Genomic DNA, 25,460 nt, shown 5'->3' on the forward strand with positions numbered 1-25,460 from the left:
TCCGGTCTGAGCCGGGATTGCACTCTGCACCCCTGTCTTTGGACGCTGTAGAGAGCCGACTCAACCTCACTTCGACCCCCTCTGATTCAAACATGCTCAATAAAAGATAGCGCTATTTGTAAAAGAGGGAGTTCGCAGTTCCTGAGGCTTGTCTCTATGGGGGGATCGTGCAAACTGTTCCCATTGATGAGATATCAATAAGATCATAACACGTTATTAAAGCTCTACAGTCATAACATCCCATGACTGAACGTCTGAACTGAAAGGTTATAAATCATCCGAAGGGAAATCCTGCAGAGGCCCAAGAGCATGTTCATCACGATGGAACAGGGGGCCGGATTGCATATACAGAGTCAGCAACTGAGCAACCGTTGTCACTGAAGACTGATGGGTGCGCTCATAACCATGAGAGGCATCCAGAGCAAAACAGATCAGTCCCGTACGGATATCGCTACCCGCTTCCAATGCTGCCGCGGCATCACTGCGATAATAGCGAAATACATCCCGGCTGAATTCCAGGCGGTGTTCTTTACACAGGTCTATCAGATGATGAGTTAAGTGGCGGTCAAAGGGGCCACTGGAGTCCTGCATCGCAATGGTCACGCCATACTCTGAAGTGTTTTGTTCAGGGGCGATGGTGCCATTATCTACCGCCAGCAACTCAGCCACATCGCCATGTAATATATGGGATGCACCAACACCGACCTCTTCCGAGATGGTAAACAGCAGATGGCAATCCATCTCCAGAGGCTGATTATGCTCTTTGATCGCTTTAGCCGCGGCCAGCAGAGCGGCAGCACCGGCTTTATCATCCAGAAAACGGGATACCCAGAAACCGTTAGCGCAGAACTCTGGCTGAGGGTCTACAGCGATAATATCACCAACATTGATCCCTGCGGCTTCGAGATCTTCAGCGCAGGACAAGGTATGATCCAGACGTAGTTCAAGATTGTTCCAACTGGCTTCCTGTTTATCCACTTCACTGCCGTAAGTATGACCAGAGGCTTTTTTCGGCAGTATGGTGCCCCGATAGGTGCGGCCACTTTCGGTGAATACGGTCACACGGGCGCCTTCAGCGGAGCGCGCAGGCCAGGTGCCAATAGAAGCGATCTCCAAGCGGCCATTGGCTTTATATTTACGAACGATAGCACCCAGGGTGTCCAAATGGGCCGCAATTGCCCGATCAGGACTGTTCTGGCGACCATAAAGATTAGCCCGAATAGCCCCGCGACGGGTCAGTTCGTATTCAATGCCCAGATTTTCCAGTTCATGGCAGACCCACTGTACCACGCTGTCGGTCATACCGGCTGGACTGGGAATGGTTAACAGAGGCATCAGGGTATTTTGAAGATAATCCTGATCAATAGTTAATGCTTGCATAGTGGCACCTCAGGATGGCTGTGTTTGTGGAAACAGCAGATCGATCAGCCTTTCTGCTGTAGGCTGAGGCTCATGGTTGGCTAATCCCGGTCGTTCATTGGCTTCAATAATGTGATAAGCGGGTTTATCCGGGGCGTCGACCATCATATCCAACCCAACCACAGGAATATTCAGTGCTTTAGCGGCTTTTTCTGCGGCATCGGCAAGTTGGGGGTGCAGTTTTTGCGTCACATCTGTCATGGTGCCACCGGTATGCAGGTTCGCCGTCTTACGCACCGTCAGGGTCTGGCCACAAGGCAAGATATCGGCCAGTGAAAATCCTGCGTCAGCAATACAGCGCAGGGTTTCGCTATCCAGAGGGATATAGCTTTCTCCGCCAGTGGCTTTGGAGCGACGGTGACTCTGTTTTTCAATCAGAGTTTGAATATCATCCTGGCCATTGCCTGTAATGCGGGCAGGAATACGTATAGATGCCGCTACCACCTGATAATTGATCACAACAATTCTCAGATCCTGCCCTTCAACAAACTGCTCGGCAATAGCGGTGTCACCTGTCGAGCACACCTGTTTCCAGGCATCCAGTACAGAGCCTTCATCGCTTAAATCGACAAATACATGATCGCCCTGCTCACCATTAGCGGGTTTAATCACCAGGCGTTGGTGTTGGTGGAGGAAGTCCAACAAGTCACTACTATTTTTAGGAGAGATTTGCTCTGGCACGGATAAGCCGACCTGATTGAGTACACGATGTGTCACCGCTTTATCACTGCACAGGCTCATTGCCACTGCACTGGTCAGATCGGTAAGGGACTCCCGACAGTGAATGGTTCTGCCCCCCAGAGACAAGCTGAAAAAGCCCTGTTCCGCATCCTGTATATCCACCGCGATGCCTCTGCGACAGGCTTCTTCGATAATAATACGGGCATAAATATTTAACGTTTGTGGCGGTTGCTGGCCGGTATAAAGCTTCTCGTTAACCGCATTGCGATTTTTGATGCAGTACACGGGAATTGCTTTAAACCCCAGATGCTCATACAGTGCAATCGCCTGATGGTTATCGTGCATCACGGACAGATCCATAAAGCTGCGCCCCTGGGATTTAAAGTGGGCTGCCAGCGCCTGAATCAGGGCTTTGCCCAAACCGCTCCAGCTGGTTTGAGAATCTGTTGCCAGAGCCCATAAACTGGAACCGTTATCAGGATCGTTAAACGCTTGCTGATGATCCACTCCTGTGATCACTCCAACAATATCCCCGCTGCCCACTTCCCGTGCCACCAGCATGATCACACTGTCATTAGCATCAAGGCTGGATAGGTAGCCTTCCCGCACGGGTATCATATGGCGGCTCTTATAGATGCGGTTAATAGCGTATTCATCCGCAACAGCCGCAGGTTCAATGACCAAACCTTTTGGGATGTCGGGACGAATGCTCGCGCTTAGGTCCAGACGATAAGTCAGTGAAGGGTCCAGAAACAGTTCCTGTGGGTACTGGGATACCAGTACCTGGGGGTTTCTGACATAAAGGGCTATGTTGCGCTGTCCGTGGGTTTCATCCCGCAGTACTTCCGTCAGTTGTGTATCCTGATTAAAGGTCTGACTGAAAATCAGGTTACCCCAGCCACAGTCCACCTGACGGTTCATATTGGCACAAGGCTTCGCCTGGCTGGGTCGCTCCCCCCAGTGTTTCAGAGAGACCATGCCGGTAATATCCATGGTTGTTTCGCGTTTGGAAAACTCATGACCCGTTTGCATGTTCACACTCCTTATATCTGATGGGTTTGTAGCCAAAGTTCCAGTAAAGCCACCTGCCAGAGGCGTGAGCCACGCAAAGGTGTCAGATGCTCTTTCGGATTATCCAGCAGGGTATCAATATAGTGAGCCTGGAACAGACCACGTTCACGACAGGCTGCGCTGTTTAAAGTATCGCGCACCATCTCCAGGTAAGGGCCTTCGATATACTTCAGAGCCGGTACCGGGAAATAACCCTTGGGACGATCAATCACGGCATTAGGAATTACATGACGGGCGGCCTCTTTCAGAATCCACTTCCCATCATCCTTAACCTTAAGCTCAGGAGGCATTCGAGCAGCCAGTTCAACCACTTCGTGATCAAGGAAAGGTACACGAGCTTCCAGACCCCAGGCCATAGTCATGTTGTCGACACGTTTAACCGGATCTTCGGTCAGCATCACTGTTGTATCCAGCTGCAGTGCACTGTTAATGGTGCTATCTGAGATGCCGGAAGCGAAATGATCACGCACAAAATCACCGGCATAATCCTGCTCCACCCAGCGAGACTGGACCATCTGCTGATAACGCTCGAAGTTCTGATCCATAAAATACTGGCAGTACGTCCCGGCATCGGCTTGCGGTGACATAAGCGGTGGATACCAGTGATAGCCACCGAACACTTCATCGGCACCCTGACCAGATTGCACCACCTTCATATCTTTCGATACTTCCCGTGACAGGAGCCAAAAAGCGATATTGTCGTAACTTACCATAGGCTCAGACATCGCTTTAAAGCTCTCGGGCAGATGCTTTAACAGCTCGTGGGAAGGAATCTCAATCTTATGGTGTTCGGTGCCAAAATGTTTAGCAATCAGGTCTGAGTATTCAAATTCATCACCACGCTCACCTCCTGACGCTTCAAAGCCAATAGAGTAGGTATGCAGTGGCTGCGCGGAGTATTGGGCCAGTAAACCGGTAATCAGGCTGGAGTCCACACCGCCAGATAACAGCACCCCAACGGGCACATCTGCGATAGAGCGACGCTCGACGGCTCTATGTAATCTGCGTAGTAAGGCTTCTTTCCAGTCCTCGGTGGACATGCCTTTGTCCGATGACAGCTGTTTATTGGACAGTTGCCACCAACGAATCTCCTGGAGTTTCTGCCCCTCACGCCAGACCTGGTAAGTGCCCGGCTCCACTTTTTTAATCTCTTTTAGCAGGGTCTTAGGCGCTGGGACGACGGAGTGGAAGCTCATATAGAAGTTAAGCGCGGCAGGGTCTAATTCAGGGCTGACTAACCCCGAGGCCAAAATAGCCTGTGTAGTAGACGCAAACAGGAGGGCGCTGTCGGTATCAGAGTAGTATAGTGGTTTGATGCCTAAGCGATCCCGTGTCAGTACCACTTCGTTGTTACGCCAGTCGTTAATTGCGATGGCGAACATGCCATTAAAACGTTTGAAGCTCTCCTTGCCCCAGGCATGATAGGCCTTACCAATGACTTCAGTATCACTAACAGAAAAGAACCGATAACCCTTTTCTTTAAGAGCCTGTCTTATTTCCTGGAAGTTGTAGATACAGCCATTAAAAGCGACATCCAGGCCGAGTTCAGGGTCTGCCATGGGCTGCTGTCCCTGATCTGTCAGATCAATAATCTGCAATCTTCTATGGCCCAGGGCAGTATTGTTTCTGGTTAAAATCCCTTTGGCATCAGGGCCCCTTTGGCGCATCGAATCTGTCATTTTTTCAATGGTTGCGCCCAGTTCAATATTGGGTGTCCGGGCAATAATCCCGGCTAAGCCACACATAAATCCTCCAGATAATGTAGTGATGACTGTCTTTTTATTATTACATCACTAATGTTTAGTGTTCAAATTATATTTTTATGAATATCACCTGAAATTGGATTTTTAGGAAGTGATATACAAGGGGGTAAAGGCAATCTAAAGAGAAAGAAAGGGGGAGTATTCAGACAAAAGCATCCCTTGAGCCATTAGCCAGAGCATATCGGAAGTACTTCTATATAAATTTGTGTGAGCGGACTGGGATAATCCGCTCTTTGATTTCAGCGCCTAAAGCCAATGCTTCCAGCGCATGATAATGACCTGAATAATGCCGGAAATAACCAGCAACCAGAGCACATTCCAAAAAGCTTCAGGGTTTTCCATACCCGGTAAACCACCGACATTAATACCCAAAAGGCCTGTTACAAAGCTCAGAGGCAAGAAAATAGCGGTAATAATTGACAGTAAGTAGACGCGGGTATTGGCTTTTTCCGCCAGATGATTGGACAGTTCCTGTTGTACCACTACGCTTCTTTCCCGCATTGCTGCCAGGTCTTCCAGATGTCTGACCAGTCGATCATTAACCTCCCTGAGTTGTTTCTTCTGGCTATTTTCTAACCAATCAATTTTTTCTGTCATTAATCGATTGATCGCTTCTTTCTGAGGGGATAGATAGCGCTGCAGGGTAATCAGCTGGCGTCGAATCGTTAGCAGATCCTGACGAATATTGTCATCGCCTTCGTTGAGCATCTTGTCTTCCAGGTCAGACAGCTGCTCTTCGTAACGCTCGATTGTTTCACCAATATGCCAAGTCAGGTGATTGGCAAGATCCACCACAAGCTCTGGTGCTGACTTAGGTGCCTGATTACGCTGAATCTGATCACGCAGATCCTGCACCGAGGTCAGCTTGCGTCGACGAACACTGATGACTCTATGCTCTTCCACCCAGAGCCGAATTGAGATCATATCATCTGCTGATTGGCCCGGGTTCAGGTTAACCCCTCTGAGAATCAACAGAATACCTTTATCGCTGATGACACACCTTGGACGGGTTTCTTCCGCCGCCATCGCTTCAACAATCACGGGGTCAACCAGAGAATGCTGATTCAGCCAGTCCATTGTGCTCGAATTATTCAGATCAAAATGTAGCCAGGCAAACCCACTGGCTAACCGGCGATTTTGCTCGCTTTCCGAGGAAATAAGCTCACCTTTGCCTTTTCCATCAAAGTGATAGCAATGTATTAAGGCATCTTGCTGTATGTTTTCTATTGTCATGACTATTTAATAAATCTTCGTGTTGTAATAAGTGGTAAATGTTTTTTATCTTTCAAATAAAAACACATTGACTCTCTTTATCCTGCAGTATAAAAAGCGCGCTCTTTAAAAAGCCAGACTAATATTTAAATATAGTCATATAGAGAAAAAATATGCATATGGATCCGGCAATGCCTCATGTTGTGGGCATTACTTTGCTGATACTTTTAGTCGCGTTGGTGCTTAAGATTCTGAAGCAGCCTCATGTCGTTGCTTATCTGATCGCGGGTATGGCACTAGGTCTCTGGGGTTGGCTTTGATTCCCATGCTGATTGTTTTAGGTATGCAGGGTGCTGGCGAGGTTTCAGGTTTTACCGTTATAAAACAATCGATAGGTACACTGCTGGCGGTTGTATTGTTTGCCCTTTTGGTGAAGGCAAAACAGGTTCGCTTGCCTTTAGGCCAATGGTTGAAAGGGGATAAAGAGCTGCAAGTGTTTGCCGTGCTGGGATTGTGTCTCGGCTTCGCTTTGATTTCGGGATGGTTTGAACTTGCAACCGCATTAGGTGCTTTTCTGGCTGGAATGCTGGTGGGGGCAGCGAAAGAAATGCAGTGGGTTCACCATACTCTTGAACCTATGAAGGTTGTGTTTGTCGCACTGTTTTTTGTTTCTGTGGGCTTGCTGCTTAATCTCAGTTTTCTACAGCAAAACCTTTTATTGGTGCTGACTCTAGTCATGGTCACCCTAATGGGTAAAACCTTGCTGAACAGTTTGATCTTGAAAGGTGCGAGTTACTCATGGCGGGAAAGTATCGTCACAGGTGCCATGTTGTCGCAAATAGGGGGGGAGCTTCGTACTAACCGCTGTAGGGTTTCAAGCGGGCATGATCAGCGATTTCGGCTATCAGCTGGCTCTGAGTGTTATTTCAATTACACTATTGATCAGCCCTCTTTGGATCGGTATTGCAGAGCGGAAATTTGGGCTCAGCGCGTAATAAAAATAAAACTATTAAAAAACAAGCTTGTAGAAGTAAGCTTAATATGTTGTGGTAAATAACCAAATATGCCAGAGCAGCGCAATACACACTGACACAAAAGTGTTTCGATATTTTTGGCTAAAGGCTGAATCATCAAAACTATTGGCTAAAGAGAAACTCTAATGTGGGGGGCTTAGATAATCGGTAAAAAATATACTTATATCAGCTCCCCAGTCTTTGAAAAATGACAGAGACTGTAAACCAATATTGAAAGAGGATAAACACAGGCGTTGGACAAAGAGATTATGTTGCTCCTGTTGCAAGAGCACAAGTGGTTAGTATCTATTCTGGTACTGGTTTCTTTTCTGCTGATACGTTGGTTCTGCGTTCGGCTGATCAAACGTTTTCGCAAAAGCGATGAGCTTGATCCTAAGCGCTGGGTCAATGTGGTTAATAATCTGACCAGTCTGATGACAATCATCGCATTAATCATTATCTGGTCTTCTGAATTAAGGTTTATTGCGTTATCCATCGCAGCCTTTGCCGTGGCGCTGGTAGTGGCAACCCGGGAGCAGATTCAATGCTTTTTGGGAGCACTGTATGTTGCCGGAAGCCGTGCATTTTCAGTGGGGGACTGGATTCAGGTTGGCAGCTCCAAAGGTGAAGTGGTCAGTAGTGATTGGCTGACAACAACCCTGCTTGAAGTCGACCTTGATGGGAAAAGCTACGGTTATACAGGTCGAACATTGGTGATCCCTAACCATCAGTTTGCCAGCACCGTAGTCTTAAATCTGAACTTTATGCGCCGCTATATCACCCATAGTTTTGAACTGGTGCGGGAAGATGACCCGATTGATGTGGTTGATGCGAGACGCTTTTTACTACAGCGTATTGAGTTATACAGCGAGCCCTTCTGGCAGGTTGCTGAGCGTTATGGTGCATTAATTGAGAAGAAGTTGGGTGTTGAGCTTAATATGAATCAGTATGGTGTGCGCTTTATCACCAATAGTACGGCAAAGAATGTATTTCAGGTGAGTTACTTCTGTCCAACCCAGGAAGCCGTTGAAATAGAGCAAAAAATTACAGAAGACTTTATGACATATTGGTATGAAAAAACGCATGGAAGCCAATTTCGGTCAGTAGCAGATCTGGCTCCTGATTCATTGGAAGAGCCGGAGAACCAGGGCATAACCGAAGCGTCAAATTGATATAGGCTGTACAAAATATGAAGAAGAAAACGGTAGGTTGGCGTGAACATGTGGCATTCCCGGAGTTGGGAATTGATGAAGTTATCGCCAAGGTCGATAGCGGTGCCAAGACATCGGCGTTACATACATTTTTTATTGACCCCTTTAAAGGGAGTGATGGCAGGGATTGGGTGCGTTTTGGTTTGCACCCTGTCAGGAAAAAGGAAACACCGGAAGTCATTGCCGAGGCTCCTGTGAAAGAAATACGTAATGTCAGTGATTCCGGTGGTCACGTTGAGGCCCGCTATGTGATTGAAACCGAGTTTGTGGTGGGTAACACCCGCTTTATGGCAGAGTTGACCCTGACCAACCGGGAAAAAATGGCTTATAGAATGTTATTAGGACGCACGGCGTTGAGAGATCATTTTGTCGTAGATTGTGATTTATCTTACGCTCAGAAAAAGCCAGCCTTAAAAAAACAGATCAGTTAAGAGGAAAAAAATGAAAATTGGAATTTTGTCACGCAATAAAAAACTGTACTCAACCCAGCGTTTAGTTGAAGCGGTAGAAAGCCGTGGTCATGAAGTGCGAGTGATTGATACCTTAAAATGCTATATGGATATCACTTCTTCGTCGCCAGCGATTTGGTATCACGGGGAAAAACTGGAAGGCTTTGATGCCATTATTCCACGTATTGGTGCATCGATTACTCAATATGGTCTGTCGGTTATTCGCCAATTTGAGATGATGGGCGCTTACACCTTAACAGAATCGATTGCTCTGGGGCGCTCCAGAGATAAGCTGCGCTCTTTACAGCTGCTTTCCCGCAAAGGGGTTGGCATGCCAAAAACCGGTTTTGCCCACAGTGTCGACAATACTAAAGACCTGATTAGCCTGGTGGGTGGTGCACCTCTGGTGATTAAACTAACAGAGGGTACTCAGGGTAAAGGTGTTGTACTGGCTGAAACCAATAAAGCCGCAGAAAGTGTGATCGACGCATTTCGTGAGCTGAAGGCCGATTTCCTGATTCAGGAGTTTATTAAGGAGGCCGGTGGTTCAGATGTGCGCTGTCTGGTCATCGGCAAGAAAGTGGTCGCAGCTATGGAGCGTACGGCGGCGGAAGGCGAGTTTCGATCCAATCTGCATCGCGGTGGAACAGCAGCATTAACGAAGTTAACTCCCGAGGAAAGAGCTACGGCGGTTAAAGCGGCTCAGTGTATGGGGTTGAATGTAGCGGGTGTGGATATCCTGCGCTCAAACCGTGGCCCATTGGTGATGGAGGTGAACTCATCCCCTGGACTGGAGGGCATTGAAAAATCTACTCACAAAGATATTGCAGGTATGATTGTTGAGTTTGTAGAAGCTAATGCTAAGCCAAACAACACCCGAACCAAAGGCAAAGGTTAATTAGAACCTGTTGTTAATTATTTCTGGGCTTCAGGGACACAAAAGATGAAAAAAGCGGAACCAATCACAATAGCGGGTACCATCATTCAGCCAGGTGAGCGCAAGACGCTGAATATCCCGGTTGCCGCCATGATCACCAATAATGAGATTGGCTTAACGGTCAGGGTGATTCATGGTCGAAAACCCGGCCCCGTTCTTTTGGTCTCTGCAGCGATTCATGGGGATGAGATTAACGGCGTTGAAATTATTCGCCGTTTGCTAAAGCTGAAGCAGCTTGGACAATTGGTTGGCACTCTTATCGTAGTGCCCATCGTTAACATCCATGGTTTTCTGGATCATAATCGCTATCTGCCTGATGGCCGTGATCTGAATCGGAGTTTTCCGGGTTCCCCGAAAGGCTCTCTGGCAGCCCGCTTGGCGAATACTTTTTTGACCGAGATCGTATCGCACGCGGATTTTGCCATTGACCTGCATACCGGTGCCCGGCATCGGTCGAATCTGCCGCAGATTCGCTTTGATCCTGATAGCGAGCCTTGTGAACGGATGGCGAAGGCTTTTGGTTTGCCAATTATATTGCACTCGTCCCCGAAAGAGGGCACTTTCAGAAAGTCTGCTGAGGCGTTAGGTATTCCTGTGATTCTGTATGAAGCAGGGGAAGCTCTACGCTTTGATGAGGTCTGCATACGCGCAGGCAAAAATGGCATTGTCAATGTCATGAGACACTTGGGGATGATTCGGCGAGCTGCACGTAAAACAGAGCAGGAGAGCACTGTAGCGCTGAACTCGATGTGGATACGTTCACCGGCCAGCGGTATTTTAAGGACACTGATTCCACTGGGTGCCAGAACGACAGTAGGCAGCGTCATTGCCATTGTCGCAGATCCCCTTGGCGAGTCTGAGATTGAGGTCTGTGCTTCTTGTGAGGGGGTCGTTATTGGTCGCGTGAACCTGCCTCTGGTTCATGAAGGTGAAGCGCTCTTTCATATTGCTCGTTTCAGTGAGAATGCCGGTGATATCGTCGATCAGGTTGAGTCTTTTACTGATGACCTGGATATTGTTACGGTGTTAGAACCGCCTGTTGACCCGGAGCTGGCACCAATAGCCAATTAACCGGTTCATAGCCACACCCTGCTTACCGGCCAGTCTGGCCGGTAAAACCTGGAAGATGACTGCTTGTGTCTTCTCTGCGATCCATAGAGGACTAGTCTGAACTGGAAGGAACTCTACTCTTTCCAGCAATAAGTAAAGGCTGCGGAGACATAAGCATTTGGAATAAGCGTTACAGTATGATTTAAAAGCTTTTTACTCATTTCTCCCCATCTTAATCTATTTTTGTCTTACTGGGTTAATGGCTCTAATATGATGCAGCAAGAGGCCGTATTAACGGACAGTTTTCGCTTTTTTTAACGTAGAGATACATCATGGCTGCAACGAAAACCAAAGCTCAATTTTTGGTGGTCAGTGACAATCCTCATATGTCGCAGTGGTTAGCTTCAGGCTTGGCGCTGTGTTTCCCAAAAGTAAAGCTGTACACGTGTTCTCAGCCCTCACAGCTCAGAGAGGGTGAGGTAGTAGGATTGAAAGCCATTATTTGTTCAGACAATCTTTTTTCTCAGATGGTTGACGTATGCGAAAGCTATGGTTGGCATTATCCGATACTCGCGGTAGGCGGTAATAGAAAGCCAGAGCCTTTAACCTTTGAAGGGCAGTTCACAATAGATTTCCTGCCAATGGATCTGGTTTCTCCTGCAATCCTTAAAATGACGATCAATTCACTTTTAAGAGATTTTGTAAAAGATCAAAAGCTGGTATCTCTCGCTCATTATGACAACCTGACCGGTGCCGCCAACCGGCACCTTTTTACAGACCGTCTGAAGCAGGCGTTGGAAAACGCCAAGCGTTATCATCAACCGATCTCTTTAGCCTACTTTGATCTGGACAAATTTAAGCCGGTTAATGATACCTACGGCCATCACGCCGGTGATGAGCTGCTGAAAACCTTTGTGCAACGTGTGAAGACCAAGCTCAGAAAAACAGATACTCTAGGACGATTAGGTGGTGATGAGTTTGCTTTATTGCTTCCTCTGACGGATCTTGATGAAGCGGAGTTAATTATCCAGCGAGTGCTTGAAACCTTATTGTTGCCACTGGAGTTTGAAGGCGTTGAGCTGAGTATTAAAACATCGATTGGTTTAGTAGGCTCAAGAAGCGGTTTGGATCAGGTCACACTGGAAGTAACAAGCTTAATGAAAGAGGTGGATCAGGTGACCTATAGTGCAAAAGCACAAGGGAAGCATAGCTATGTGGCAAAGGAGATCGGTGCCTGAGCATCAAATCTTAACTATTACCCATTTGCAGTTCGAGACTATCCAGCATTCCTGGGACAAGAGTTAATTTTTCTGACCTATGACCCATGTTGAGATAATCTTAAAAGAGATCTGCTACGTTTTACTAAGTAGGTACGCCAAGCCTGGGTAGAGGTTTATCGAGTAGTTGCCAAGGTGATGAAAGAAGCTGCATACGGTCGCCATTAGTACTTTTTATACAGATCCCCTCGTCTGTTTTTCTCTACAGACGACAGTTATTCTGCAGGAGCTGGCTATACAGCATGTGCTTTTACAGCGTAGATCAAGGCAAGGAACGCCAAAGCAGAGTGTTGTTGACAATAGCCCTCCTAGCCCTCTTTTTTATGCTCCAGGTAAAGGCGGCTTTCCGACCTTTTCCAGCTCCCTTACAGCAATACTGATGTATACAGGCATTTATTTTTTTTCAGCAACACTGGCATACCTTAGCAATACTTCTGAAAATACAATTGATAATAATTTTCATTAATTTAAAATGGCCGCATATTTGCCATCTACTGTCCCATGTCTGAATCTGTAAAAAACGTAAAGATAATGGCGTTTCCAGCATCGGTAATGACAATGATTTGCATTTTGTCTAAAGTTAACTGTATCTAAATGGATATTTGCCCCATGCCCATCCGTCAGCCTCAAGCAGTCTTATCACCTATGGCGGCTAAAAAGCGTAGAGGCACTTATAAGCTGGTGCGTCGTTTGACGCCGTTACTGAGTGCCATCCTTTTTACTTATGCCCAACCGAGTCTGGCTGCTAACGACCCGTTAAGCCAAGGCGAAAAGCAGGTCGTTAAAAGCCATCAGCAAAGTGAAAAGCGTCAAAAACAGATTGATCGTTTAGAGTCTGACACTCTGGAGCTGTATCAGGAATATCAGCAGGTCTTGCGTCAGGCAGAAACGACAGAAGCCTATAACCGTCAGCTACAGCGCTTAGTGAATAGCCAACAGGGTGAACTGAATAGTCTGCAACAGCAGATTAATTCCATTGAAGATACCGATCAGGCTCTGCTACCTATGCTGGTACGCATGGTCGAAATGCTGGACCGTTTTGTGGACAGCGACACGCCATTCCTGCAACAGGAACGTCAGGATAGAGTCCAGCGCCTTAATACACTTATGGATCGCGCGGATGTTAGCCTGGCAGAGAAATACCGTCAGATTCTGCAAGCCTACCGTATTGAGATCGACTACGGTCGCACTCTGGAAGCCTATGAGGGCAGTGTAAAAACCACTCAAGGCGAGCGTCAGGTCACCTTCCTGCGCCTGGGCCGTGTGGCTCTGTACTTCCAATCCGCCGATGGTCAGATCAACGCCTTATGGCAGCCACAGCAACAAGAGTGGCAAGCCCTGGGACGCGAAGATGCTCCCGTACTAAAACAGGCTATCAAGATGGCCCGCCAACAGGTGATCCCAGACCTACTTAATCTGCCTCTACCCTCTGTTCAGGAGAAGGATGCATGAGCCTTTTTCAACGTCACTCTCTAATGCCTGGTTTTCTAAAACCTCGTTTTCGCCAAAGTATTGAACATCGTATTCAGCAAGGCTTTAAACAGGCTTTAAAACCCTTGGCAGTCGCGGCACTTTTGGCTGTGCCTCTGACGATAACCCCGGCTCAGGCGCAAAATGCGAATCTGGATAACCTGTTAAAAGAAGTCCAAAGCTTTACCCGTGCCGACCAGCAACAAGATCAGGCACGCGTTAACGACTTCAACCAGAGCAAAGCCCAGCAACAAGCGGATTTAACAGCCGCCCAGCAACGTTTGCAGCAGGCGGAAGCCCATCAAAACGCGCTGAAAACCCTGTTTGATCAGCAGGAAGATCAGTTAAGTGAGCTGGAGACGCTGCTTAAGCAGCGCACAGGACAACTGGGTGAAGTGTTTGGCGTAGTTAAGGAACAATCCGGAGAACTCAAAGAGCTGCTGCATCAATCCCTGGTGAATGCCCAATATCCAGAGCGGGAAGACTCCCTGGCGTTCGCCGGTTCAAAAGCGATTCCCGGTATGGATAAGCTGCAAACCTTATGGTTCCAGTTGCAACATGAGATGACTCACTCAGGCAAAATCACCCGTTTTGAGACTCAGGTTGCCGATACGAATGGTCAGTTTACCCCGCAACAGGTTGTAAGAATCGGTGTTTTTAACGCCATCAATAGCCAGGGGCAATTCCTTAATTGGAATCCTCAACAGCAGCAACTGAGTGTACTGGCCGGCCAGCCCGATCAGCAGGCACAGCTAAACGCCAAAGCCTTTGCCCAAGGTCAGGGGGATCATGCCCTGGTGGATATCAGCTCAGGCCAGCTGTTGTCTCTGCTGGGTCAGAAACCCACGCTGGAACAACAGATCCATAAAGGCGGTTATGTGGGTTATATCATTTTGGCGCTGGGTGTTTTAGGCCTGTTAACTGCAGCCTGGAAATTACTGGCATTGACCATTACCCGTGTAAAAATCCGTGGCCAATTGAAAAACTCAGAACCGCAGGCAAACAATCCTCTGGGTCGTATCCTTCATGCCTGTCAGGGACGCTACACTCTGGAGCAGCTGCATAATCGTTTAGATGAAGCGTTATTAAAAGAGCTGCCAAAACTGGAATCCGGTCAATCCATTCTTAAACTGCTGGCCGCTGCAGCACCGCTGTTAGGCCTGTTGGGAACAGTGACCGGTATGATAGGCACCTTCCAGAGTATCACCCTGTTTGGCACCAGCGATCCTAAGCTGATGGCGGGCGGTATCTCCCAGGCCTTGATCACCACAGTGTTTGGTCTGATCGTGGCACTGCCGATGCTATTCTGCCACGGCCTGCTGAGTAGTCAGAGCCGCAATCTACTGATGCTACTGCAGGAGAAAAGTCTTGCTCAGCTAAACAACATGCCAGTGCTGGCAAATACTGCGACGACTCATTATGAGCAGACAAAAGCAGACAGGGTAGCCGCACAAACCGGACAGGTCAGAAAAGGGGAGACTAGCGGTGAAGCCCTGGTTTGATGATCTGCTTTTCTATCTACAGCAGCACCAGCTCACGCTAGAGCAGTTTCTGCAGGCAGGCGGTTGGGTGATGAGCCTGATCGGTCTGCTGTGCATGCTGTTATTTACTCTATTAGCTGAGCGCTACTGGTTCCGTTGGATCACATTTTCCAGCCTGCTGCGCAGCAGCTATGGCACTTTGGCGCAAAAACCTCAGGGTTGCTTTGCGCCCTGGTGGCAACAGAGTGTGTGCTGTGATCTGCGTCTGGCTATTCAGCAGCGCTTACCTCTGATACGCACCCTGATCGCCATGTGTCCTTTGCTGGGTTTGCTGGGTACCGTATCCGGCATGATCCAGGTGTTCGATGCCCTGGCCGTCAACGGTACAGGCAACCCCAGATTAATGGCCGCCGGTATCGCCAGCGCCACCCTACCGACTCTGGCAGGTATGGCCATTTCTGTGACCGGTTTACTGCTGTACAGCCACCTGAAAAGCTGGAGTGATCGTAAAAGCGAACAGCTACCGATTCTATTGGCCCAAGCCTCTAACAACGTCAGCCATCCCCATCTGCAGAAGGATTCTCGCTCATGAGGCGGATTCAGTTTACCCAAACCCAGGACGACGCCGGCATTGATATGACGCCTATGCTGGACGTGGTTTTTATCATGTTGATCTTTTTTATTGTCTCCACTTCTTTTGTACGCGAATCAGGTATTGAGGTGAATCGCCCCTCTTCCCAAACCAGCAGCGAACAAACTCAAAGTGTGGTGATGATCGCTATTTCGGCTCAGGGACAGATCTGGCTGGATCGTAAAGCCACCGACGTGCGTATGGTTCGCCCGGTACTGGAGCGCTTGCGTGCTGAACAGCCTGGATTAAGCGTTGTGGTTCAGGCCGACAGTAAAAGTACTACCGGTGATCTGGTTCAGTTGATCGATCAGCTGCGTCTGGCTGGCGTGCAATACACAGTGGCGACCAAAAGCTCGGATTAATCATGATTAAAAGTGCCTCAGTCCGTTTTCTGCTCCTTGTACCGCTGGGTATTACACTGGCGGGTGTGTTTTTTGTGCTGCTGGCCGGGATGGTACAGATGGATCAAATCAGAGCTCTGCCGGAAGATGAGAATCTGGCCCTGCATCTGGTCCCACTGCCTGAAGAAAGCGAACTGGCTCTACGCCACCGCGACAAGCCCAAACCACCGGAAGAGCAGCCGGAACAACCGGCAATGCCTAAGATGCGGACCTCCACACCTCAGGTCTCCAGCTCACCGACGGCATTAAATCTGGATGTGGATATTCCCCAGGTCACGGTTGATAGCGACTTTCAGTTGGATGTGGATCTCAGTCAGTTCCAACCGGCGGAGCCTGCGCAGATCGGACAACCTGAGTTAAGCATTGTGAATAACCCCACACCTCTGAGACGTGTCGATCCTCGTTATCCTCGAAAAGCGGTTAGACGAGGCATCGAAGGTGAAGTGGTGGTGGAGTTTACCGTCGGCCCGGATGGTGAAATCGTGCAAGACTCGATTCGCATCATCAAATCCCAACCCCAGGGCGTTTTTGACCGCAGCAGTCTTCGTGCTCTGGCTCGCTGGCGTTTCCAACCTAAAATCATTGCAGGAAAAGCGGTGGCTTTCCCAGCCCGCCAAACCCTGGTTTTCAAACTAGAGAAATAATGCAGGCCTTTGTGCACGCTTAAGCCAAACAGATGGAAAAGATTATGACAGCTAAGAAAACACGGGTAGCGGCAGACCTGGCAGCTGTGATGCAGCGCTTTACAATCAAACGCCTACTGTCTGTTGCAGCGCTAACCCTGTTATTAAGCGCCCCTCTGACCGCTCAGGCAGAAGATCAGCGCCTCAGTCCGGGTGAGTATAAACGCATCCAACAGGTGCAAAGTCTGCAGGTGGAAGCCCGCTGGCAGGAAGCGAAAAAGACAATCCAGCGTCACTTAAAGTCGGAACCCCGTCCACTGCTGGAAGCGATGTTATGGCGCAGTCTGGCTCAGGTTGAGTTACAGGAAGCCAACTACGAAGCCGCTCTGCCTGCCCTGAAAAAAGCCTGGCAGCTCGAACAACTGCCCGAGCAGGAGCAGCTTAGCTTACAAGGCATTATAGCTCAGCTGATGCTACAGCAAGAGGAGTACAAAAAAGGGATTCCTCTGTTTGAAGATTGGTTAAGTAAAACCCCAGTTACCGAACACAAAGCCCGCCACTATCTGGTATTAGCTCAGGCTTATAGCCAGCAGGAAAAGTGGGCCAAAGCGCTGCCCAATGCACAGAAAGCCGTTGAGATGACCGCCAAAGTGCCAACCAGTTGGTACAAGATGTTAGTGGGTCTGCACAGCCGTCTAGAGCAATGGCCACAAGCCATTAAGGTGCAAAAAATTGTGGTTGGCCGTGAAGCCGATACCATGAGCCAATGGCGTCAGCTGGCACTGCTGCAGTATCAAAGCTCCCTATCGTCTAAAAAAGCAGCGAATAAAGCCTCTAAACAAGCCTCCAGTAATAAAGTACGCAAGGCAGGCAGTGTAGCTCTGGCGACCCTGCGCATGGCCTATGAACGCCAGTTGTTTAATCAGTACTCTGATTATCAGCTGTTAAGCCAATGGCTGAATGCCAATGGCTTACCTTATAAAGCCGCTCAGGTGCTGGAGCAGGGGCTGAAGCAGCCAATATTACAGCCGTTTGGCCAAGAACAGCTTACACAGCAACGTCGCTTGGCCCAGTTGTGGATTCGTGCCAAAGCCTTACCTCAGGCAGAAGCAGTGTTACACCAATTGGCCAGGGTGCAGCCTGAACCTCAACTGCTACAACAGTTGGCTCAGCTGCAGATCCGACAGCAGCAGTGGCACAAAGCCGAGCGCAGTCTGAAGCAGTTGCTGGCGATGTCACCTAATAATTATGGCGATATTCTGCTGCTGCACGGCATCACACTGGTGCAGCTGGAGGAACGGGATAAAGCCAACCAACAGTTCCAACTGGCATTAAAAGAAGATGGCAGTAAACAGGGGGCGAAACAATGGCTGAACTATCTTGCTGCAACAGCACACAGTAGCTAACTCGCAGCGACAGCACACGGCAGGCAATCCTTAACAACCGCCAACCCTTAACAACTGATCAGATAAGACAGAACCATGAATGCGATGACCTCTGCCAGCTTGCTACAAAAGAACATCCGCGTGTTGTTAATTGAGGACGACCCTCAGGTCAGCCAGCTGGTGGCGGACAATCTGGCCAACAAAGGTTATCAGGTCGAGCAGTGTTTTGATGGTGAAAGCGGGCTCACCCAAGCCGTAGCAGAATCGTTTCAACTGATCCTGCTGGATGTGATGCTACCAGAGCTGGATGGCCTTACCCTGCTCAGTCGACTGCGCAAACATAAAAATACCCCGGTTATCGTTTTATCCGCCTGTGGCGGTGAGCAGGACCGCATCAACGGTTTTAATACAGGGGCCGACGATTACCTGCCAAAACCCTTCAGTATGCAGGAGCTGGAAGTACGTATGGCAGCGATACTGCGCCGTTGCTATCAGGAAGCCAAAAGCAGTAATCCGGCGCAACTGTGCATTGATGAGCTGCGCCTGAACCGCCTGGAAAAAAGCCTGTGCATTTATCAACAGCGCATTGATGTCACACCTATTGAGTTTGAACTGCTGTGGCAGCTGATGAAAAACCCGGAAGAGACTTTAAGTCGCCCTTACCTATATCAAACGGTCTTAAATCGTTCCTATAGCCGTTATGACCGTAGTCTGGATATGCATATCAGCAACCTGAGGCAAAAGATCAAACAGGTATTACCGGGCAGTAGCCTGATTCGTACCATACGGGGTCAGGGATATCGCTACCAATGACTAAACGATTGTACCTGCTGCTGGCACTGTCTTCCTGCTTGGCTCTCCTGCTGTTTGCTGCGCTACATCGAGTAGATGAAAAGTTGCAGCATCAGCTTACAGAGATCTCTCCTGCTCATCAGCAGCAATTACTGGATTACGCCCGTCAGGCTGAAGCCCTTTATACAACTAACGATCAGGCGGGTGCTGAAACTTTCTTTAACCAATTGGAGCGTCAGCACAAGACCTGGGCCGCGGTTCTGAGCCATGAACAGGTTGCTTTGCTCGGTACTCAGGTGCCTAAGGATCAACTCAGCCAACTGAGCTTTCAACGCAAAATTCAATGGCCGGTGCACTCTCAATGGCAACAGGTGATTATTGGGATTCATTTCCAAAACCACCCTGCCAGTTTTGTCATTCGTTTACCGCAGAGCATGCACCCTAAACCCAATCTGAGCTTAGTGCATATCTCTCTGGCACTGGTGTTACCTATGTTGCTTATGCTGGTCTTTATTCACCGGCTCTATCAACACCTGATTCGCCCGATCAATATTCTGCAAGCTGCGTCTCAAGCTCTATCCCGAGGGGAGTTCAATCAAGCCGTGGCACCACAACTGGGTAAGCGCAAAGATGAACTGGCGCAACTGGCCCAGACTTTCGATACCATGACTGATCGTATTAATGCACTCATCAGCTCCCAACGCCAAATGATTGGAGATCTATCCCATGAACTGCGCGCACCTTTGGCTCGTATGAGTCTGGCGTTGGACAGTCATGATTTAACTGCTGAAGAGCAAAAACAGCGTATACAACGGGAAATTGCCCTGACTAACCAGTTGGTCGAGGAGACTATGACTTTAGCCTGGCTGGACAGCGAACATAGCCAAACCCTGAGTCCTCAACATCAGGAAGCTGTGCAGCTGAGCCTGCTGCTGGATCTGATCTGCGACGATGCCGAGTTTGAATTTCCTCAACTGAGCATCCAACGCAACTATCCCGCAGGGATCCTGCTACACAACAGCCATACCCTGGCACTCAGTCAGGCCATTGAGAATATTATCCGCAACGGTTTAATGCATAGCCCGGAACAAGGCGTGCTTTTTGTCAGTGTTCAACAAAGTGAGCATACACTGCATATCCAAATCAGAGATCAAGGCCCCGGTGTCCCAGAAGATAAACTGGAGCAGATCTTTCAACCGTTTTATCGCCTGGATAAAGCCCGTATGCGCAAAAAGGGCGGCTTTGGTTTAGGCTTGGCTCTGGCCAGAAAACAAACACAACGTTTAGGCGGCGAGCTCAGTGCTCACAATGCACCTGAAGGTGGCTTAGTGATGACACTGCAACTGCCTTTATCTCCTTTGGGTACAGTCATACAGGGATAACTTTTCTCATTACTTAGCGCTCTGTTTTATACATTAAGCTGAATCCTCACAGTCTGGGTTGCTACCCTCACTAACAGCGTAAAAAGTTGAAACATAAAAAAACACTTAAGAGAAGATATCGATATACCAAAATTAATTATGCGAATATTTAATTATTTCTTGTCAAACACCTGTTTTATTTTTTGGTTTATAACAGCTTGATTGCAACGATTTTTTAATATTGTTTAAAACGCAATTGTCATCAAAATGCTACTTTTTCAACTTAACTTGCGTCTTTCTGTGTTGACTCCTGTAAATGCTCGAATAACTTTATCGGCGAAAATAAAAACAATATCAGGTAGTCCCATCATCGGTTTAATTCTGAACCTGATGATTTTCTGCCTGGCTAATACTGCATATGCAGACAAGGAGTTAGCACTCATGAGCACAAACACCCTACCTTCCGGTCTTTCTCAGGAAAAGTATCAACAGTCACTGGATTTCGCCCGCTTGGCTTCTCAGACTTACGACTGGGATGATTATCTTGTCGTCAATGTGGCCCTGAATGTATTCACGGGTATTTCCGATATTAAAGCCCAGGACTTTACCACCGAGAATTACCACAGAATTGAGAACGGTGGCAGCTATATCGACTGGATTGGTAGCGAAGGTCTGGACTATGTTCTGTTTGAAGAAGATGACGGTGACTTAGTCTTGGCTTTCCGGGGCACAGAACCCCTCTCTGCCGTCGATTGGGCTGAAGATATTGAGCAGGCTTTTGGTCAGTCTGAGCAATACGAGCAAGCAGTTGACCTGGCAAAAGAGCTACAGGTCAGTGTTAATCAATACAATCAGGATAATGGTCTGCAAGGTGAAGCCGCGATTGAACTCTCTTTTACCGGCCATAGCCTGGGAGGTGGTCTGGCCACCGCAGCGGCTTTAGCCACAGGTGAGGAGGCCATTGTTTTTGACGCTGCTGGTTTATCAGCCCGTACCATTGAAAACCTGCAACTTGATACCTCCAATGCCTCTGCAATCACCAATTTCAATGTTAAAGGTGATTTTCTAAGTGACCATAACGGCCAGATGGATCGCTCAACTTTAGGCTCTGAGCTGGCAGGTGTCGTCGTAGAGCAACGCCAGTATGGTGAAACCTATTGGCTGGAAGGGGTTGATGACAGAGCGGACTTTGGTGGCTGGCTGGTACCAGATGACACCTTTATCGCGGAACAGGCTGAAGCCCTGCTGAATCACGCCTGGCACGTCTTCACTTATCAGCTGGAAGATATGGCATTTATTGCCTGATCCATACCCAGTCGTGCACTGCCTATTTAGGGCCATTGATGTTGACAAGCGATAAGTGCTGCCCTCGAATCGATTAACTTGCACCTATAAAATCACAACAATAGGTTGTCCAATTTGTTCTGCAAAATAAGCGACTGATTCAAGTTGTTGAGGGACAAACTTGAATCAGTTGCTTAAATGCAACGTATCAACAGGCCTTGATATTATAAGCGCCCTAAAATACCACGGGATTGGCTTAAGTAAGGGAAAAGAGCGGTAACAGGCTATTTTGAATAGTCCCTAACCGCTCTTGGGGCAGAGATGAAAAGCTGTCGTTGAAAAGTGTTACAGCTTACTCGCTCATACCGTGAAACTGGCTGACGCGGTGGAAGATATGATTGTCACAACGGTGGCAACGTTCAATGGGCTTGGTCTGAGTCACCACCACCATCTTATCGCAATTGGTGCAGGCAAAGGTGCCTGCAGTTGCCAGCTCGCCTTCCAGATAAGTGCCCATATCGCTTTCCAGCTTCTGCTCCAGCTCCAGCTGATCCAGTCGGGTTTTATCTGCAACAGATTGTAGAGCACGGACCAATGAGAGTTCCAATGCACTCAAATCAATATTGAGCCATTCCCCCAGACCACGGCCTGTACTACTGACAAAACTCCCCAGGTGCTCCAGATCTCTTGAGAGCCAGGCTGTTAATAGTGCAATCTCATCTTTGGTTAAACGCTCAACGCCTTGCTCAAACTCAACAGCGTCTTTGACTTCCTGCTGCAGTGCTTCAAGGGTTTTGATCTCCACATCGGCCAAACGCCCTTCAATACGGGATAAAGCGCTGTCATAGTGACGGACCAGTTTATCCTCACGAATCTCATTTTTCGGCTGATCAGACATAACACCTCCTGGCATACACACTAAACACCTCAACAAAGGTCATATTAATAGCTATCCGGCTGATGTTCGATAAATCCTGCCGCAACGCTGTTACGTCGTTCGTTGTAAGTGCATATCGAAATAGTATAAGTTTGAGTATTCACTAATTCACCTGGCCTGTCATCCCTGAACAGCCTTTATTGCTCTAACAGTTTGCTTTTATTAGTAAATGCTCTTTTATTTATCTGTTTATCGACCAAAGGAGATGACAGTCGGCCGATAGGATTTAATCATGTGTTGATCTCATTTGAAGCGTCTACTTTTTTGCATAGCACAAAACAGTGCACCATAAGGATGAAATAGCGGAGAAAGCATAAGGGCGACACTACCTGTTAGCCCCGGTCTGAGGTAAACTTGTCTGTTTTAATTCATCAAGATTTTTCTGGCTTGTCAGCTTAGGCCTGCTCACTGAATAACCCTTAATGGTCTTTAACCGCTTTGTTAAATAAGCCCATTAAGCTGAGCGTATCGGCCCGAGACAACCCGGAGCTATTTGTTAACCCTTCTGGTTACAAACCAGAATTGCAAGGTAACCTGACCGCAATGGACGAACAGTACACTCCCCATAAGATCGAACAGGAAGCGCAGGCTTTCTGGGAAAAGAACCAGTGTTTTAAAGCGGTAGAAGATGCTAACCGTGAAAAATTCTACTGCCTGTCTATGTTCCCGTACCCAAGTGGTAAGCTACACATGGGTCACGTACGTAACTACACCATTGGTGATGTACTGTCCCGTTATCAGCGACTGCGTGGTAAAAACGTGCTGCAGCCTATGGGCTGGGATGCGTTTGGTCTGCCTGCTGAAAATGCGGCGATCAAAAACAACGTCGCTCCGGCCAAATGGACCTACGAAAACATCGATTACATGCGTGACCAGCTGAAGCAACTGGGCTTTGCTTACGACTGGGATCGTGAAATCGCCACCTGTCACCCAGAGTACTACCGCTGGGAGCAGTGGTTCTTCACCCGTTTATTCGAAAAAGGTTTGGTCTATAAGAAGACCTCTGCGGTGAACTGGTGTCCGCACGATATGACCGTTCTGGCCAACGAGCAGGTGATCGATGGTTGCTGCTGGCGTTGTGACACTGAGGTTGAGCGTCGTGAGATTCCTCAGTGGTTCCTGAAGATTACCGATTACGCGGATCAGCTGCTGGACGACCTGGACAAGGTTGACTGGCCTGAGCAGGTTAAAACCATGCAGCGCAACTGGATTGGTAAATCCCGTGGTGTTGAACTGCGTTTCGGCCTGAAAGACCGTGCAGAAGAGCTGGAAGTATTTACCACCCGTCCAGACACTCTGATGGGTGTCACATACGTAGCGGTCGCGGCTCAGCACCCACTGTCTCTGGAAGCGGCTGAGAACAATGCTGAACTGGCAGCGTTTGTTGAAGAGTGTAAGCACACGAAAGTGGCCGAAGCCGATATGGCGACGATGGAGAAAAAAGGGTTGCCTACGGGCTTTACCGCGATCCATCCGCTGACCGGCCGTGAAGTACCGGTAATGGTGGCTAACTTTGTACTGATGGATTACGGCTCAGGCGCAGTAATGGCGGTTCCGGGTCACGATCAGCGCGACTGGGAGTTCGCGACTAAATACGGTCTGGATATCGAACAGGTAATCGAAGCAACAGATGACGCTGAAGTTGATCTGAGCAAAGAAGCCTATACCGAAAAAGGCCGTCTGGTGAACTCTGGTGAGTTTAGCGGTCTGGAATTTGAAGCGGCGTTTGATGCGATTGCGGCCAAGCTGGAAAGCGAAGGTAAAGGCAAGATCACCATCAACTACCGTTTGCGTGACTGGGGTGTATCCCGTCAGCGTTACTGGGGCGCGCCAATCCCTATGATCAGCTGTGACAGCTGTGGCGACGTTCCTGTACCTGAAGATCAACTGCCAGTGGTACTGCCTGAAGACGTTGATTTCGATGGTGTAGGCTCTCCAATTAAGAAGATGCCTGAGTTCTACGAAACTACCTGTCCTAAGTGTGGTGGCGCAGCAACCCGTGAAACCGATACCTTCGACACCTTTATGGAGTCTTCCTGGTACTACGCCCGTTACGCTTGTCGTAACCAGAACGAAGCGATGCTGGATTCTGAAGCGGATTACTGGACACCAGTAAACCACTATATCGGCGGTATTGAGCATGCGATTCTGCATCTGCTGTACAGCCGTTTCTACCACAAACTGCTGCGTGACGAAGGTCTGGTGAACTCTGATGAGCCGTTCCAGCGTCTGCTGACCCAGGGCATGGTGCTGAAAGACGGTAGCAAGATGTCCAAATCCAAGGGTAATACCGTTGACCCACAGGAACTGATTCAGAAATACGGTGCCGATACCGTACGTCTGTTTATCATGTTTGCAGCACCGCCAGAACAATCTCTGGAATGGTCTGATTCTGGTGTGGAGGGTTCTAACCGCTTCCTGAAGCGTCTGTGGAAAATGGTACAGACCCATGTAGATGCAGGCCCAGTACCGGTACTGAACCCAGAAGCACTGAACGACAAACAGAAAGAGCTGCGTCGTAAGACTCACGAAACTATCGCTAAGATCAGTGATGATATGGAGCGTCGTCTGACTTTCAATACTGCAATTGCTGCAGTGATGGAGCTGAGCAACGCCATCATTAAAGTGAACGACTCCAGCGATGAGATGCGTGCGGTTCAACACGAAGCGATCGAAGCTTGCGTTGTGATGCTGTCGCCGATGGTTCCGCATATTGCACATACCCTGTGGCAGATGCTGGGTCATGAAGATGCCGTGATCGACACTGCCTGGCCAACTGTGGATGAAAAAGCCCTGGCTCGTGACTCCATCCAGATGGTGGTTCAGGTAAACGGTAAAGTGCGTAGCAAGATCGAAGTCGCTGCAGATACGCCAAAAGATGCTGTTGAGGAAGTCGCCAAAGCCGACGAAAAAGTGGCTAAGTTCCTGGAAGGTGTCACCATCCGTAAAGTCATTGTTGTGCCAGGTAAACTGGTCAACATTGTGGCTAACTAATCACCCTTAGTACCGACA

At 48.5% G+C, this 25,460-nt stretch carries 22 protein-coding genes; 17 read left to right on the forward strand and 5 right to left on the reverse strand.

Annotated features, from left to right (window positions below; translation table 11 throughout):
• Positions 1–267 precede the first annotated feature (267 nt).
• The 4 genes from H579_RS0105370 to H579_RS0105385 form a co-directional block, all read right to left on the reverse strand.
• Positions 268–1,380 (reverse strand): osmoprotectant NAGGN system M42 family peptidase, encoded by a 1,113-nt coding sequence (locus H579_RS0105370; RefSeq protein ID WP_028299830.1) that lies wholly within the window; start codon positions 1,378–1,380, stop codon positions 268–270.
• Between the two features lie 9 nt (positions 1,381–1,389).
• Positions 1,390–3,132 carry an N-acetylglutaminylglutamine synthetase gene (gene ngg, locus H579_RS0105375; RefSeq protein WP_084623951.1) on the reverse strand — a complete coding sequence of 581 codons (1,743 nt, stop codon included), beginning with the start codon at positions 3,130–3,132 and terminating at the stop codon, positions 1,390–1,392.
• A gap of 11 nt (positions 3,133–3,143) precedes the next feature.
• Entirely contained in the window at positions 3,144–4,916 is a 1,773-nt protein-coding gene (locus tag H579_RS0105380) for an N-acetylglutaminylglutamine amidotransferase (protein WP_028299832.1), read from the reverse strand.
• 264 nt (positions 4,917–5,180) lie between these two features.
• A complete protein-coding gene (locus tag H579_RS0105385; RefSeq protein ID WP_051227330.1) occupies positions 5,181–6,167 on the reverse strand; it encodes a zinc transporter ZntB in 987 nt (328 codons plus the stop codon).
• A gap of 152 nt (positions 6,168–6,319) precedes the next feature.
• On the opposite strand from H579_RS0105385, the gene H579_RS29055 reads away from it, so the two are divergent.
• The 16 genes from H579_RS29055 (at position 6,320) to H579_RS27635 (ending at position 21,532) form a co-directional block, all read left to right on the forward strand.
• The gene (locus H579_RS29055; protein ID WP_157834558.1) at positions 6,320–6,466 is read left to right on the forward strand and encodes a hypothetical protein; all 147 of its coding nucleotides are present in this window, start codon (positions 6,320–6,322) and stop codon (positions 6,464–6,466) included.
• Positions 6,467–6,471: 5 nt separating this feature from the next.
• Positions 6,472–7,203 (forward strand): cation:proton antiporter domain-containing protein, encoded by a 732-nt coding sequence (locus H579_RS0105395; RefSeq protein WP_211224666.1) that lies wholly within the window; start codon positions 6,472–6,474, stop codon positions 7,201–7,203.
• 210 nt (positions 7,204–7,413) lie between these two features.
• Positions 7,414–8,331, forward strand: a complete 918-nt coding sequence (locus H579_RS24345) for a mechanosensitive ion channel domain-containing protein (protein WP_157834560.1) — start codon at positions 7,414–7,416, stop codon at positions 8,329–8,331.
• Positions 8,332–8,348: 17 nt separating this feature from the next.
• The gene (locus tag H579_RS0105405) at positions 8,349–8,801 is read left to right on the forward strand and encodes an ATP-dependent zinc protease family protein (RefSeq protein WP_028299835.1); all 453 of its coding nucleotides are present in this window, start codon (positions 8,349–8,351) and stop codon (positions 8,799–8,801) included.
• A gap of 10 nt (positions 8,802–8,811) precedes the next feature.
• Complete coding sequence (gene rimK, locus H579_RS0105410) at positions 8,812–9,717, forward strand: 30S ribosomal protein S6--L-glutamate ligase (RefSeq protein WP_028299836.1); 906 nt, start codon at positions 8,812–8,814, stop codon at positions 9,715–9,717.
• Positions 9,718–9,762: 45 nt separating this feature from the next.
• On the forward strand, positions 9,763–10,827 hold the full coding sequence (locus H579_RS24350) for a succinylglutamate desuccinylase/aspartoacylase family protein (protein WP_036565413.1): 1,065 nt from the start codon (positions 9,763–9,765) through the stop codon (positions 10,825–10,827).
• Positions 10,828–11,138: 311 nt separating this feature from the next.
• Positions 11,139–12,044 carry a GGDEF domain-containing protein gene (locus H579_RS27630; RefSeq protein WP_051227332.1) on the forward strand — a complete coding sequence of 302 codons (906 nt, stop codon included), beginning with the start codon at positions 11,139–11,141 and terminating at the stop codon, positions 12,042–12,044.
• A gap of 648 nt (positions 12,045–12,692) precedes the next feature.
• Positions 12,693–13,535: a DUF3450 domain-containing protein gene (locus H579_RS0105425; RefSeq protein ID WP_051227333.1), complete on the forward strand. Its 843-nt coding sequence runs from the start codon at positions 12,693–12,695 to the stop codon at positions 13,533–13,535.
• On the forward strand, positions 13,532–15,055 hold the full coding sequence (locus H579_RS24360; RefSeq protein WP_102049286.1) for a MotA/TolQ/ExbB proton channel family protein: 1,524 nt from the start codon (positions 13,532–13,534) through the stop codon (positions 15,053–15,055). Before H579_RS0105425 ends, H579_RS24360 begins: the two co-directional genes overlap by 4 nt.
• Positions 15,039–15,626, forward strand: coding sequence for a MotA/TolQ/ExbB proton channel family protein (locus H579_RS24365; RefSeq protein ID WP_051227334.1), 588 nt, complete (start codon positions 15,039–15,041; stop codon positions 15,624–15,626). The genes H579_RS24360 and H579_RS24365 overlap by 17 nt, the downstream gene beginning before the upstream one ends.
• Positions 15,623–16,027 (forward strand): ExbD/TolR family protein, encoded by a 405-nt coding sequence (locus tag H579_RS0105440; RefSeq protein ID WP_028299838.1) that lies wholly within the window; start codon positions 15,623–15,625, stop codon positions 16,025–16,027. Before H579_RS24365 ends, H579_RS0105440 begins: the two co-directional genes overlap by 4 nt.
• A gap of 2 nt (positions 16,028–16,029) precedes the next feature.
• Positions 16,030–16,710, forward strand: coding sequence for an energy transducer TonB (locus H579_RS0105445; protein ID WP_028299839.1), 681 nt, complete (start codon positions 16,030–16,032; stop codon positions 16,708–16,710).
• A gap of 44 nt (positions 16,711–16,754) precedes the next feature.
• Complete coding sequence (locus tag H579_RS0105450) at positions 16,755–18,095, forward strand: tetratricopeptide repeat protein (protein ID WP_169449692.1); 1,341 nt, start codon at positions 16,755–16,757, stop codon at positions 18,093–18,095.
• Positions 18,096–18,170: 75 nt separating this feature from the next.
• Complete coding sequence (locus H579_RS0105455) at positions 18,171–18,887, forward strand: response regulator transcription factor (RefSeq protein WP_051227335.1); 717 nt, start codon at positions 18,171–18,173, stop codon at positions 18,885–18,887.
• Positions 18,884–20,248, forward strand: a complete 1,365-nt coding sequence (locus H579_RS0105460) for an ATP-binding protein (protein WP_028299842.1) — start codon at positions 18,884–18,886, stop codon at positions 20,246–20,248. Before H579_RS0105455 ends, H579_RS0105460 begins: the two co-directional genes overlap by 4 nt.
• A gap of 420 nt (positions 20,249–20,668) precedes the next feature.
• The gene (locus H579_RS27635) at positions 20,669–21,532 is read left to right on the forward strand and encodes a Tle-like phospholipase domain-containing protein (protein ID WP_051227336.1); all 864 of its coding nucleotides are present in this window, start codon (positions 20,669–20,671) and stop codon (positions 21,530–21,532) included.
• Between the two features lie 331 nt (positions 21,533–21,863).
• On the opposite strand, the gene H579_RS0105470 is transcribed toward H579_RS27635, so the two are convergent.
• A complete protein-coding gene (locus H579_RS0105470; protein WP_028299843.1) occupies positions 21,864–22,409 on the reverse strand; it encodes a zinc ribbon-containing protein in 546 nt (181 codons plus the stop codon).
• Between the two features lie 582 nt (positions 22,410–22,991).
• Between H579_RS0105470 and leuS the strand changes: the two genes are divergently transcribed.
• The gene (leuS, locus tag H579_RS0105475) at positions 22,992–25,442 is read left to right on the forward strand and encodes a leucine--tRNA ligase (RefSeq protein ID WP_028299844.1); all 2,451 of its coding nucleotides are present in this window, start codon (positions 22,992–22,994) and stop codon (positions 25,440–25,442) included.
• Positions 25,443–25,460 lie beyond the last annotated feature (18 nt).

It is taken from the genome of Oceanospirillum beijerinckii DSM 7166 (genome assembly GCF_000422425.1).
Classification (GTDB): domain Bacteria; phylum Pseudomonadota; class Gammaproteobacteria; order Pseudomonadales; family Halomonadaceae; genus Oceanospirillum; species Oceanospirillum beijerinckii.